Below are 12,856 nucleotides of genomic sequence, written 5' to 3' on the forward strand. Positions count from 1 at the left end.
AACAACGGGGCACGCGGGGTGCCTCGGACTGCGACTTACCTACGCCTGCGTACCTTACGGCTGCGTAGGTTACGGCAGCGTAAGTATGACCTACCGGAAATGACAAGCGCCCCGGCCGCCCCTTCTCGCAGGTGAGGGGCGCGCTCGGGGCGCTTCGTGGGCGTCCGGCCGGTCAGGCGCCGGGGATCCGGACCTTGATGGTCAGGCCACCGCCGGGACGGGGCGTGGCTTCGATCGACCCGCCGTGCGCGCGCACCACCGAGCGCACGATCGACAGGCCGAGCCCGACGCCCTTGTCGCTGCGGGTCCGGTCGGCCCCCTTGAGCCGGCGGAACGGCTCGAAGATCGTCTCCAGCTCGTAGGCGGGCACCACCGGCCCGGTGTTGCTCACCACCAGCTCGCCGACCCCGCCGGGCCCGGGCGCGGTGGTGATCTCCACCCAGCCGTCCGGCAGGTTGTACCGGACCGCGTTCTGCAGCAGGTTGAGCGCGATCCGCTCCAGCAGCACCCCGTTGCCGGAGACCGCGACCGGGTTGAGCTCGGAGCGGATCTCCACCTCCCGGGTGGTGGCCTCCGGGCGGACCTGGTCGACCGTCCGCTGCGCCACCTCGGAGAGCTCGACCGAGCGCCGGTCGAGCAGCTCGTTGTCGCTGCGGGCCAGCAGCAGCAGGCCCTCCACCATCTGCTCGCTGCGCTCGTTGGTGGCCAGCAGGGTGCGGCCGAGCTGCTGCAGGTCGGGCGAGGTCGACGGGTCGGCGAGCTGCACCTCCAGCAGGGTGCGGTTGATCGCCAGCGGGGTGCGCAGCTCGTGCGAGGCGTTGGAGACGAACCTGCGCTGCGAGTCGAAGGAGCGGTGCAGCCGGTCGAGCATGTCGTCGAAGGTGTCGGCCAGTTCCTTGAGCTCGTCGTCCGGGCCCTCCAGCTCGATCCGGCGGTGCAGGTCCGAGCTGGCCACCTCGCGGGCGGTGCGGGTGATCCGGCCGAGCGGGCGCAGCACCCGGCCGGCCATCGTGTAGCCGGCCACGAAGGCGATCACGGCGAGCGAGATCAGCACCATCAGCGACTTGCGCAGCAGCACGTCCAGTTCGGCGTGCAACTGGCTGGAGAGCGAGTCGGACAGCCAGACGTTGACGTCGTTGCCGGTCAGGAACCGCCCGTCCGGGGTCCTGATCTGCACGCCGGGACCGGTGACGATCTGCGGGAGCGTGATGTCCCGGAAGGCCTGCTCGACGAAGAAGTACGTGATGAGCAGCAGCAGCACTCCGGCCATCAGGAACATCCCGCCGTAGAGCAGGGTGAGCCGGATCCGGATGGTGGGCCGGAAGGGCAGCCAGCCCAGGCCGTCCCCGGGCGGCGGCGGATGGTGCGGCCCGGCCGGGCGCGGCGGCTGCGCGGGCCGCGCCGGCGTCGGCTGGGGACTGCCGGAGGGCCCGCCGGTGGTGGGCGGGGTGGTCATGGGTGTCATCCCTCGGATGGGTGGGTGGAGGCTCGTGCGGGGGTGCCGCGGTTCGCGCGGCGCCGGGTCAGATCCGGTAGCCGGAGCCGGGCACGGTGACGATCACCGGCGGGTCGCCGAGCTTGCGGCGCAGCGTCATCACAGTCACCCGGACCACGTTGGTGAACGGGTCGGTGTGTTCGTCCCAGGCCTTCTCCAACAGCTGCTCGGCGGAGACCACGGCGCCGCCGGCCCGCATCAGCACCTCCAGCACCGCGAACTCCTTGGGCGCCAGCTGGATCGAGCGGCCGTCCCGGAGCACCTCGCGGCGGCCCGGGTCCAGGCTGATGCCGGCCCGCTCCAGCACGGGGGGCAGCGGCACGGTGGCGCGCCGGCCCAGCGCGCGCACCCGGGCGACGAGTTCGCTGAAGGCGAACGGCTTCGGAAGGTAGTCGTCCGCTCCGATCTCCAGCCCCTCGACCCGGTCGCTGATGTCCCCGGAGGCGGTGAGCATGATCACCCGGGTGGCCAGGCCCTGCTCGACCACGCTGCGACAGACGTCGTCACCGTGCACCAGCGGCAGGTCGCGGTCGAGCACCACCACGTCGTAGTCGTTGACCGCGATCCGCTGCAGGGCGGCCTCGCCGTCGTACACCACGTCGACGGCCATGGCCTCGCGGCGCAGGCCGGTGGCCACGGCTTCGGCGAGCAGCTGCTCGTCCTCGACGACAAGAACCCGCACTGCGGTTGTCCCTTCTCTGGGGCACGCGCGGTGGGAGCCCAAGGTCCCCGTGCGCGGGCCGGTGACTCCGACGGTGCCTCCATCCTGCCCCCTGGGCGGTTAAAGCAGCGGTAAGCCGCCGATCGGCCCCCGGCGGAACCGAACCGGCCCCCGACCCGGGGCACCCCTGTTCGGGCCCCGAATGTGACGACGGCAACTTTCCGGGTTTTCTCCACTCCGGGAGGTTTCCCCGTCCGGGGGCTGGGGAGGACGAATGCACACCCGCGATCACGCCGTCAGGCGGTCGCACCCACCCGCCGCGCGTTCATCCGCACCGGTCGGGGGTCAGCACATCCGCGGCGCGGCCCTGCCGCCGCATCCGTACCCGCACCGGAGCCAGCCACCGGTCGGGCACAGCCGCCGGACCACCGCCCTCCCGCCCGGAGAACGCCGACCGCGCACGTCCGACACCGCAAGGGGGTCTGCCGCATGGACGCCTTCACCGCCGGAATCCTGCAGCGCATAAGGAACGCCGAGCAGGACCTGCACCGTGCAATGGAAGCCGGGGACGAGTTCCTGGCCGAGGTCGAACAGTCCGAACTGGAAGACCTGCGCCGGATCGCCGCCGACCACGGCGTCGACCCGCTGATCTCGCTGCCCCGCAGCGCCTGACCCCGGGCGCCGGCCCCACCGGGCGGCGCCCCGATCCTCCGGGCCGGCCAGCCGGCCCCCGATACGTGACGAAACCCCGGCGCGGTCCTCGCGCCGGGGTTTCGTCGCACCCGGACCCTGACGTTCCGTCGGAGCGGTCGGCCAGCCGGACCGGCCCGCCCGGGACGGGCGTCAGTCGTGCCAGGCGCCCAGCTCCTCCAGCCTCGCCCGGAGCCGCTCGAAGGTGCCGGGCGGGGCCGCCACCACCAGCTCCCGGGCCGCCTCGGCGCCCGGGCGGCCGCCGGTGCGGGCCCCGGCCTCGCGGGCGATCAGCCCGCCGGCCGCCAGGTCCCACGGGGCCAGGCCGCGCTCGTAGTAGCCGTCGAGCCGGCCGGCCGCGACGTCGCACAGGTCGATCGCCGCCGCACCGCCGCGGCGGATGTCGCGCAGTTCGGGCATCAGGCCGTTCAGCACCTCGGCCTGGTGGGTGCGGGTGCCCAGGGCGTAGCCGAACCCGGTGGCGATCAGCGCCTGACCCCACGGCGGCGCCGGGCGGACCGCCAGCGGGCGCCCGTCCAGCTGGGCGCCGCGCCCCAGCACGGCGTGGAACAGCTCGCCCCTGGCCGGTGCGAAGACCACCCCGACGACCGCCTCGCCGTCCAGCTCGGCGGCCACGCTGACGCCCCAGCTGGGCAGCCCGTAAAGGTAGTTGACGGTTCCGTCGAGCGGGTCCACGACCCAGCGCACGCCGCTGCTGCCGGTCCGTTCGGCCCCCTCCTCACCGAGGTAGCCGTCGTCCGGGCGGCGGCCGGTGATCAGCTCGACGATCAGCTTCTCGGAGGCCAGGTCCATCTCGGTGACCACGTCGACGGGGCTGCTCTTGGTGGCCGCCACGCCGAGGTCGGCCGGGCGGCCGTCGCGCAGCAGCGCGCCGGCCTGCCGGGCGGCGTCCAGCGCCACGTCGAGCAGTTCGTCCAGCAGGGTCTGGTCGGGCACGGTTCTCCCTCGTTCGGTCGGACGGGGCGGGGTACGGGCCGGGCCCGGTCAGGCGCCGGCGGCGGCCGGTCGGGGCGCCCGCGGGTTGGGACAGCAGTCGGCGGGGCAGCGGTCCCGGGTGGTGCCGAGTGCGCCGAGCCCGCAGCGGGTCACCGGCTCGCCGCGCTCCACCGCGGCCCGCTCCAGCACCAGTTCGCGCACGGCCGCGGCGAACCGCGGGTCGGCGCCCACGGTGGCCGCCCGGGTCACCGGCAGGCCGAGCTCGGCCGCCTTCGCCACCGCCTCGGTGTCCAGGTCGTACTTGACCTCCATGTGGTCCGAGACGAACCCGATCGGCACCATCACCACCGCTGCGGCGTCAGCCTTCTGACGGTCGGTCAGGTGATCGCAGATGTCCGGCTCAAGCCACGGGACGTGCGGGGCGCCGCTGCGCGACTGGTAGACCAGCTGCCAGGGGCGGTCGGCCACCCCGGTGGCCTCGGCCACCGCGTCGGCGATCAGCCCGGCCACCTGGAGGTGCTGGGCGACGTAGGCGCCGCCGGGGGTGCCGCGGGCCGGGTCGTCGGGCGCGCCGGAGGCCTCGGCCATCGAGGTCGGGATCGAGTGGGTGGTGAAGGCCAGCTCGGCCCGGTCGCGCAGCTCGGCGGGCAGCTCGGCCAGCGCGGCCAGGGTGGCGTCGATCATCGGGCGGACGAAGCCCGGGTGGTCGTAGAAGTGGCGCAGCTTGTCCACGGTGAGCTCGGGGCGGCCCTCCTCGGCCAGCACCGCGAGCGCGTCGGCCAGGTTCTCCCGGTACTGCCGGCAGCCCGAGTAGCCGGCGTAGGCGCTGGTGGCCAGCACCGCGACCCGGCGGTGGCCGTCCTCGGCCAGCTCGCGCAGCGCGTCCACCAGGTAGGGCGCCCAGTTCCGGTTGCCCCAGTAGACCGGCAGGTCCAGGCCGTGGCCGGCGAAGTCCTCGCGCAGCGCGGCCAGCAGCTCGCGGTTCTGCTCGTTGATCGGGCTGATCCCGCCGAACAGGAAGTAGTGCTTGCCGACCTCGGTCAGCCGCTCCTTCGGGATGCCCCGGCCCCGGGTGACGTTCTCCAGGAACGGCACCACCTCCTCGGGCCCCTCCGGGCCGCCGAAGGAGAGCAGCAGCAGTGCGTCGTACGGCGCCGGATCGGTGAGGGTCTGCGCGTCAGCCATGGCCCCGATCCTGCCACTGCGCCCCGGAGCGGTCGGACCGCCCCCGCGGGTCACCGCGCCGGTTTATTCGTTTGCGATTGTCCGTAAGCTGTCATGGCGATAAATGTTCCTTACCGTTCCGACCGTCCCCGGAGCAGCCGTGCTGTCCAGCTACCGCCAGATCTTCGCCGCGCCCGGCTCCCTGGCCTTCTCCGCCACCGGCCTGGTCTCCCGGCTGCCGATCTCGATGGTCGGGGTCGGGGTGGTCACCATGTTCTCCGAACTGCGCGGCTCCTACGGGCTGGCCGGCGCGATCACCGCGACCCTGGCCCTGGCCTCGGCCGCGCTCGGGCCGCAGATCTCCCGACTGGTCGACCGGTACGGGCAGCGCCGGGTGGTCCGCCCGGCCACCGCGGTCAGCGTGCTCGCCGCGGCCCTGCTGCTGCTCGCCGCCTGGCGCTCCTGGCCGACCTGGAGCTACTTCCCGTGCGCGATCGGGATGGGCGCGATGGGCAGCACCGGCGCGCTGGTGCGGGCCCGTTGGGCGCTGCTCTACCGGGACGACCCGGAGAAGCTGCACACCGCCTACTCGTTGGAGGCGGTGGTGGACGAGATCATCTTCATCGTCGGCCCGATCCTCTCCATCTGCCTCGCCACCTCGGTCTTCCCGGAGGCCGGGGTGCTGCTGGCGACCGTCTTCCTGGCCGTCGGGGTGGTGCTGTTCACCGCCCAGAAGCGCACCGAGCCGCCGGCCCACCCGGCGAACCGGGCGACCGGCGGCTCGGTGCTGCGGCTGCCGGGGCTGCGGGTGCTGACCGCGACCTTCGTGGCGATCGGGACGATCTTCAGTTCGGTCGAGGTGGTCACCGTCGCCTACGCCCGCGCCCAGGGGCACGAGTCGGCGGCCAGCCTGGTGCTGGCGGTCTACGCGCTGGGCTCCGGTCTGGCCGGGGTGGTGGTCGGCGCGCTGCGGCCGAGCGGGCCGGCCCGGCAGCGCTTCCAGCGCGGGGTCGCGCTGATGGCGATCAGCCTGCTGCCGCTGTGCCTGGTGGCCACCTGGTGCTCCGGCACCGGCGGCCTGGTGCTGGCCGGCGCCTCGCTCTTCCTGGCCGGCTTCTCGATATCCCCGACCATGATCACCGCGACCGGACTGGTCGAGCGGCTGGTGCCGCCGGCCCGGCTGACCGAGGGGATGTCCTGGACCACCACCGGCCTGGGCATCGGCGTGGCCGGCGGCTCCTACCTGGCCGGCGTGGTGGTGGACGCGGCCGGTCCGGCGGCCGGCTACCGGGTCGCGCTCGCGGCCGGCGGCTGCGCCGTGCTGCTGGCCCTGGCCGGCGGCCGCTGGCTGGTCGGCGCCCTGCCCGCGAGCACTCCGGAGCCCGCCGCGGTGGCCTCCTGATCCACCGTCCGATCCCGCCCCTCCGACCCATGGACCGGTGGCGGAGCCGTGACTAGGCTCCCTACCCACTGGTAGCGCCGCTCGGGTGCAGCATGGACGCAGGAGGCACCGCATGACCGTGACCGCCGGCCGTTGGACCAACTGGGCGGGCAACCAGAGCGCCGAGCCCAGCCGCATCGCGGTGCCCGGCTCGACCGAGGAGCTGGCCGAGGAGGTCAAGCGGGCGGCCGCCGAGGGACGCACCGTCAAGGCGGTGGGGTCCGGCCACTCGTTCACCGCGATCGCCGCCGCCGGCCACGGCGTGCTGGTCCGCCCCGAGGGCCTGACCGCGGTGCGCGAACTGGACCGCGGGGCCGGCACCGTCACGGTGGAGTCCGGCCTGCCACTGGCCCGGCTGAACCGGCTGCTGGCCGCCGCCGGCCTCTCGCTGACCAACATGGGCGACATCGAGGTGCAGACGGTGGCCGGCGCGACCAGCACCGGCACCCACGGCACCGGCCGGGACTCCGGCTCGCTGGCCGCCCAGATCCGGGCGCTGGAGATCGTGCTGGCCGACGGCTCGGTGCGGCACTGCTCGCCCACCGAGGAGCCCGAGCTCTTCCAGGGGGCCCGGCTGGGCCTGGGCGCGCTCGGCGTGGTCAGCGCGATCACCTTCGGCGTGGAGCCGGCCTTCCTGCTCACCGCGCACGAGGCGCCGATGCGGTTCGACGAGGTGCTGGCCGACTTCGACCGGCTGACCCGGGTGAACGAGCACTTCGAGTTCTACTGGTTCCCGCACACCGACCGCTGCAGCACCAAGCGCAACAACCGCAGCCAGGGGCCGGCCGCCCCGCTGCCCGGCTTCAAGGCCTGGCTGGAGGACGACTTCCTCTCCAACACGGTCTGGGAGGGCGCCTGCCGGATCGGCCGGGCGTTCCCGGCCACCGTGCCCGCGATCGCCAGGGCCGCCAGCCGGGCCTGGTCCGAGCGGACCTACACCGACGTCGCCCACAAGGTCTTCACCAGCCCGCGCAAGGTGCGGTTCATCGAGATGGAGTACGCCGTGCCGCGCGAGGCGGCGGTGCCGGTGCTGCGCGAGCTGCGCCGGCTGGTGGAGCGCGGCGACTGGCGGATCAGCTTCCCGGTGGAGGTGCGCTGCGCCCCCGCCGACGACCTCTGGCTCTCCACCGCGAGCGGCCGGGACACCGTCTACATCGCCGTGCACCTCTACCGGGGCACCGCCGAGCAGGGCTACTTCACCGCGGTCGAGCAGCTGATGACGGCCCACCAGGGCCGCCCGCACTGGGGCAAGCTGCACACCCGGGACGCCGGGTACCTGGCGGCGGCCTACCCGCACTTCGGCGACTTCACCGCGCTGCGCGACCGGGTGGACCCGGAGCGCCGGTTCGCCAACGCCTACCTGCGCCGGGTGCTGGGCGACTGACCCGCCGTCAGGGCGAGGGGGTGGCCGCCGCCGGGGTCGGGGTGGGCGTCGGCTGCGCCGAGGGGGTGGGCGTTCCGCTCGCCCCGCCGCTCGGGGTGGCCGACGGAGTGCCGGTCGACGGGCTCGACGCGGGGCTGCTCGGCGGGGCGGACGGGGTGCCGGAGGCCGAGCCGCTCGGGTCGGGCACCACCGGGATGCCGGACGGAGTGCCGGAGGGTGCGCGGGACGCGCCGCCGGAGGGCGTGCCGGACGGCTTGGCCGGCGGGTCGGCGGGGACCTGGCGGTGGTCGGTGGACCCGCCGGAGCGCTCGGGCAGGAACGAGGTGCCGCCGCCGTCCTGCCCGCTGGTGATCGCGTGCATGTTCTTTCCGGCGGCGAGTTCGACGATCACGATCGGCACCATTGCCAATGCGAACACCAGTGCGGATATCGCGGCATAGCCCTTCCAGGTCCACCGCCACCCGGCCCGGCGCACCGGCGAGGTGTTCCAGGAATCGTCGACCGCCATTTCGTGCTCGTCCTGCCACGGCGCCGGCGGCACCTCCTCATCGGCCGGCACCTGGCGAAGTCCGTTCACGGTGCGAATCGGTGACCGGTCGGTCACCTCGCGCAGTTGTTCACCGGTGCGCCGGAAGAGGTGCTGGAAGACCGCACCGCCGCAGGTCGCCCCGATGCTCACCACCGCCGCACCGATGATCGTTCCGTACACGCCCAGCTCCGAGGCGAGCACCGCGCCGACCACCGCCGCCAGCGCACTGGCCACCACCTGAGCCAGGCTCAGGTCGATCCGCCGGCCCTTCCCGGTTCCGTCCCGCCGCTCGGACATCTGTTCTTCGCCACATCCTCGACATCTCGTCAGATTCGCCCACGGGCGGACCTGCCAGGCCTTCGCTCCATCCGATTGGAGCGGCCATTGTGCACAAAGAAGGACACAAGGGTCGAAAATCCGGTTCTTTCCAGTCGATATATGTGAAGATGATCACCGTCAGCTGATCGGCGGTCCGCCAATGGAGTCCCCCCTCTTGAGATTCCCGTGAATCGCGGGAGACTTGAGCGGCGAGCCGCCCCTGCGGATGCCACGAATGGAGTACTGTTCGTGGAGCCTGAGCCTTCGGTCACCCTCTCGACTGCTTTTCCACCGGCAGCCAGGGAGAGGGCCGCGGAACCGGGCACGCACGGCGGCGCTCGACCCGAACCGTCGCTCCACATCCACGTGCGGGGACCGGCCGGGAGGCTGACGCGGCGTCATTTCGACGGCGCGCCAAACAGGCCACCGTGCCACAGCGGTGTGTCCGGACCCAAGTCCGACACGCCGGAGAACTCTGCAAGGTTGTGGCAAGTCGACAGTGGGCAGGCCACACTCAGTACGGGAGCAGCGACGCAGGTGACGTCGGCAGGCACCACCCGGGAGGTAACCGTGCCCGAACTGCGGGTTGTGGCCGTCAGCAACGACGGCACACGGCTGGTGCTCAAGGCTGCCGACAGCACGGAGTACACCCTCCCGATCGACGAGCGCCTGCGCGCCGCCATCCGCGGCGACCGGCCGCGCCTCGGCCAGATCGAGATCGAGGTCGAGAGCCACCTGCGGCCCCGTGACATCCAGGCGCGGATACGAGCCGGCGCCTCCGCCGAGGAGGTCGCCCAGGCCGCCGGGATCTCGGTGGACCGGGTGCGCCGCTTCGAGGGCCCGGTGCTCGCCGAGCGCGCCTTCATGGCCGAGCGGGCCCGCAAGACCCCGATCCGCCGCCCGGGCGAGTCCACCGGACCGCAGCTGGGCGAGGCCGTCTCCGAGCGCCTGGTGCTGCGCGCCGCCGAGAAGGACACCGAGCGCTGGGACTCCTGGCGCCGGGACGACGGCACCTGGGAGGTCGTCCTCTCCTACCGCTCGGACGGCGAGGGCCGCACCGCCAGCTGGACCTACGACCCGCCGCGCCGGCTGGTGCAGCCGAACGACGACGAGGCCCGGGCGCTGATCGGCGAGAGCGTGGAGCGGGAGGAGGAGTCCGTCTTCCCGTTCATCCCGCGGATCGCCCGGCTCCCCCAGGACCGCCCGCACCGCCCGATGATCGAGCGGCCCTCGGCCGACCGGATCATGTCGCCGCCCGAGCGGCTGCCGGCCCGCGAGGTCCGCGAGGCCACCGCCGCTGCCGACTCGCTGACCAGCCTGCTCGACGTGGTCCCCGCGTTCCGGGGCGACCTGACGGTGGGTCCGTCGGCGATCGAGGCGAAGCCGGTCGAGGAGGGCCAGGAGGTCGAGGAGCCGGCCGCCGCCGCGCCCGCCGTGGGCGCCGGCTCGGCCTACGCGGACATCCTGATGCCGCGCGCCGTCGCCCCGCACCGGGAGCGGCTGGTCGGCACCACCGACCGGCAGGCCGAGGCGGACGGCGTCCGGCCCGGCCGTCGGGCCACCGTCCCCAGCTGGGACGAGATCGTCTTCGGCAGCCGGCGCAAGAAGACCGACTGACCGGACCGATGTCCAGGGGGCTGCCCGCCGCAGCCCCCTGACCCGTGGTCAGCCGCGCTCCGGTCCGGTGGCCGCCGGGCGCTCCGGGTCGCTCGACCACTCGCTCCAGGAGCCCGGGTAGAGCACCGTCGGGTAGCCGGCCAGCTCCAGCGCCAGCACGTTGTGCGCGGCGGTCACGCCCGAGCCGCAGTACACCCCGACCACCGGCACCCCGTCCGCACCCAGCTCCCGGAACCGCTCGGCCAGTTCGGCCACCGGCCGAAACCGCCCGTCGGGCGCGTTGTTCTCGAAGGTCGGCGCGCTGACCGCACCCGGGATGTGGCCGGCCCGCGGGTCCAGCGGCTCCACCTCGCCCCGGTACCGCTCGCCGGCCCGGGAGTCCAGCAGCAGGCCGGTGCGGGCCAGCTCGCCGGCCGACTCCTTGTCCAGGGTGGGCAGCGAGGCGGGCACCGGCTTGAAGTCGCCCGCCGCGGCCTGCGGCAGCTCGCCGGTCACCGGGTGCCCGGCGGAGCGCCAGGCGGCCAGCCCGCCGTCCAGCACCCGGACCTCCTGGTGGCCGGCCCAGCGCAGCAGCCACCAGGCGCGCGCGGCCGAGGTGGCCGGCCCGCCGTCGTACACCACCACCGGTCGGTCGGCCGAGACGCCGGCCCGGCGCAGCGCGGCGCCGAGCAGCTCCGGGTCGGGCAGCGGGTGCCGCCCGCCGTCCCCGGGCGGGCCGGGCGGCGCGGCCAGGTCGCGCTCCAGGTCGACGAAGTGGGCGCCGGGCAGGTGGCCGGCCGCGTACTGGTCGGCGCCGGTCTCGGTGCTCGGCCCGGCCGCCGGGAGCACGTAGCGGATGTCGAGCAGGGCCGGCGGCCGGTCCCCGGCCAGCGCCTCGGCCAGCTCCGCGACCCCGATCAGGGGAGAAGTCTTGTCCATGTCGGCCATTCTGCTGCCCCGTCAGGTCGCCGAGTTGCACGAGGTGATGCTTTGTGCGCTCTTTGCCATGATTTCCGCGCCGTCGGCCACCCCGCCCCCCGCCAGGATGGCACCATCTGCGCTGGGACCCGTGCCGCCGGGCCGGGTACCCCGCGAGGAGGTCGGCGATGACGGCTGTGCAGGTCCGGGTGGCCCACGGCACACCCTGCTGGGTGAGTCTGCTGGTGCACGATCTCGAACGCGCCGAGGCGTTCTACGGCCCGCTGCTGGATTGGAGTTTCACCCCCGGCTCGGCCGAGCCGGGCGGCTACCTGGAGGCCAGCCTGCACGGCGCCCGGGTGGCCGGGATCGGCCTGGCCCCGGAGCGGCCCGACCTGCCCACCGAGTGGACCACCTACTTCGCGGTGGACAGCACGGACGCCGCCTCGGCCCGGGTGCGGGACTGCGGCGGCACGGTGGCGGTCGGCCCGCTGCAGAGCGACCGGGCCGGGCGCCTGGCCATCGCGGCCGACCTGACCGGCGCCTTCTTCGGGCTCTGGGAGGGCGAGGAGCACCTCGGCTGGGAGGTGGTGGGCGAGCCGGGCGCGCCGGTCTGGAGCGAGCTGCTGACCAATGACGAGCCGCTGGCCGCCGCGTTCTACGGTTCGGTCTTCCAGCGCCAGGTGGTGGAGGCCGACCCCTCGGCGGTGGCCCGGGGCGAGGAGGACGCGACGCTGCGGGTGGAGGGGCACCGGGTGGCCGGCCTGCGGCAGACCACCGACCTGCGGGACGGCCCGCCCCGCTGGCGGATCTACTTCGCCGTCACCGACGTGGACCTGACGGTGCGCCAGTGCCGGGCGCTGGGCGGCTCGGTGCTGGTCGAGCCGCACGACACGCCCTACGGCCGGGTGGCCCGGCTGGCCGATCCGGAGGGCGGCCGGTTCTCCGTGGTGGCGCTGCCCTGACGGCGGCGCGGTTCCGGTCCTGACCGTGCGTCAGGACCGGGGCGGGCCCGCGTCAGGTCTGCTCGAAGGGCAGCACGTCCGGCGAGAGCGCGGCGGCCCGGGCGGTGGCGGCGGTCAGCCGCCGCCGGTGGTGCCGGCGGCAGAGCACCTCGTAGCCGACCTCGTCCTCGTTGACCGCGACGTCCCCCACCACCACCTGCGGCCCCTCGACCACCATCACCCCGCCCACCGTGCGGGCGTTGTGGGTGGCCCGGGCGCCGCACCAGCAGAGCGCCTCGACCTGGAGCACCTCGACCCGGTCGGCCAGTTCCAGCAGCCGCTGCGAACCGGGGAAGAGCCGGGTGCGGAAGTCGGTGGTGATGCCGAAGGTGAACACGTCGATGCCCAGTTCGTCGACCACCCGGGCGAGTTGGTCCACCTGCTCGGCGGTGTAGAAGTTGGCCTCGTCGCAGATCAGGTAGTCGACCTTGCCGCCGGCCGAGAGCAGCTGCACCACGTAGAGCTGGAAGTCGAAGCCGTCGGTCACCTCGATCGCCTCGGCGCGCAGGCCGAGCCGGCTGGAGATGGTGGAGGCGCCGGCCCGGTCGTGCCGGGCGAAGATGATGCCCTGCCGGCCGCGGGCGGCGTGGTTGTGGTTCATCTGCAGCGCCAGGGTGGACTTGCCGCAGTCCATCGTCCCCGAGAAGAAGACCAGGTCAGCCATGGTGGGGTGGGGGTGCCTCTCTCAGGGGTGCGAAT

Annotated in this window: 12 protein-coding genes; 5 read left to right on the top strand and 7 right to left on the bottom strand. The window is 73.9% G+C overall.

Annotated features, from left to right (window positions below; genetic code table 11):
• Window positions 1-172 precede the first annotated feature (172 nt).
• Window positions 173-1,456: a sensor histidine kinase gene (locus FHX73_RS06710; protein ID WP_145904108.1), complete on the bottom strand. Its 1,284-nt coding sequence runs from the start codon at window positions 1,454-1,456 to the stop codon at window positions 173-175.
• 67 nt (window positions 1,457-1,523) lie between these two features.
• Window positions 1,524-2,177 carry a response regulator transcription factor gene (locus tag FHX73_RS06715; protein ID WP_145904109.1) on the bottom strand — a complete coding sequence of 218 codons (654 nt, stop codon included), beginning with the start codon at window positions 2,175-2,177 and terminating at the stop codon, window positions 1,524-1,526.
• A gap of 468 nt (window positions 2,178-2,645) precedes the next feature.
• On the opposite strand from FHX73_RS06715, the gene FHX73_RS06720 reads away from it, so the two are divergent.
• The gene (locus FHX73_RS06720) at window positions 2,646-2,828 is read left to right on the top strand and encodes a hypothetical protein (RefSeq protein WP_145904110.1); all 183 of its coding nucleotides are present in this window, start codon (window positions 2,646-2,648) and stop codon (window positions 2,826-2,828) included.
• 171 nt (window positions 2,829-2,999) lie between these two features.
• Here FHX73_RS06720 and FHX73_RS06725 read toward each other — a convergent pair whose 3' ends face one another.
• Complete coding sequence (locus FHX73_RS06725; protein WP_246213390.1) at window positions 3,000-3,803, bottom strand: inositol monophosphatase family protein; 804 nt, start codon at window positions 3,801-3,803, stop codon at window positions 3,000-3,002.
• 48 nt (window positions 3,804-3,851) lie between these two features.
• The gene (locus FHX73_RS06730; RefSeq protein ID WP_145904111.1) at window positions 3,852-4,988 is read right to left on the bottom strand and encodes a ferrochelatase; all 1,137 of its coding nucleotides are present in this window, start codon (window positions 4,986-4,988) and stop codon (window positions 3,852-3,854) included.
• A 103-nt stretch (window positions 4,989-5,091) separates the two neighbouring features.
• On the opposite strand from FHX73_RS06730, the gene FHX73_RS06735 reads away from it, so the two are divergent.
• Together FHX73_RS06735 and FHX73_RS06740 are read left to right on the top strand one after the other, a co-directional pair.
• Complete coding sequence (locus tag FHX73_RS06735; RefSeq protein WP_246213391.1) at window positions 5,092-6,369, top strand: MFS transporter; 1,278 nt, start codon at window positions 5,092-5,094, stop codon at window positions 6,367-6,369.
• A gap of 112 nt (window positions 6,370-6,481) precedes the next feature.
• Window positions 6,482-7,792, top strand: coding sequence for a D-arabinono-1,4-lactone oxidase (locus tag FHX73_RS06740; RefSeq protein ID WP_145904112.1), 1,311 nt, complete (start codon window positions 6,482-6,484; stop codon window positions 7,790-7,792).
• A gap of 7 nt (window positions 7,793-7,799) precedes the next feature.
• Here the strand turns inward: FHX73_RS06740 and FHX73_RS06745 are convergent, their stop codons facing one another.
• On the bottom strand, window positions 7,800-8,618 hold the full coding sequence (locus FHX73_RS06745) for a hypothetical protein (protein ID WP_145904113.1): 819 nt from the start codon (window positions 8,616-8,618) through the stop codon (window positions 7,800-7,802).
• A 558-nt stretch (window positions 8,619-9,176) separates the two neighbouring features.
• On the opposite strand from FHX73_RS06745, the gene sepH reads away from it, so the two are divergent.
• Window positions 9,177-10,256, top strand: coding sequence for a septation protein SepH (gene sepH / locus FHX73_RS06750; RefSeq protein ID WP_145904114.1), 1,080 nt, complete (start codon window positions 9,177-9,179; stop codon window positions 10,254-10,256).
• 48 nt (window positions 10,257-10,304) lie between these two features.
• On the opposite strand, the gene FHX73_RS06755 is transcribed toward sepH, so the two are convergent.
• Window positions 10,305-11,174 (bottom strand): sulfurtransferase, encoded by an 870-nt coding sequence (locus FHX73_RS06755; RefSeq protein WP_145904115.1) that lies wholly within the window; start codon window positions 11,172-11,174, stop codon window positions 10,305-10,307.
• A gap of 167 nt (window positions 11,175-11,341) precedes the next feature.
• On the opposite strand from FHX73_RS06755, the gene FHX73_RS06760 reads away from it, so the two are divergent.
• Window positions 11,342-12,118 (top strand): VOC family protein, encoded by a 777-nt coding sequence (locus tag FHX73_RS06760; RefSeq protein ID WP_145904116.1) that lies wholly within the window; start codon window positions 11,342-11,344, stop codon window positions 12,116-12,118.
• A 52-nt stretch (window positions 12,119-12,170) separates the two neighbouring features.
• Here FHX73_RS06760 and FHX73_RS06765 read toward each other — a convergent pair whose 3' ends face one another.
• A complete protein-coding gene (locus FHX73_RS06765) occupies window positions 12,171-12,821 on the bottom strand; it encodes a thymidine kinase (RefSeq protein ID WP_145904117.1) in 651 nt (216 codons plus the stop codon).
• Window positions 12,822-12,856 lie beyond the last annotated feature (35 nt).

It is taken from the genome of Kitasatospora viridis, assembly GCF_007829815.1.
GTDB lineage: Bacteria > Actinomycetota > Actinomycetes > Streptomycetales > Streptomycetaceae > Kitasatospora > Kitasatospora viridis.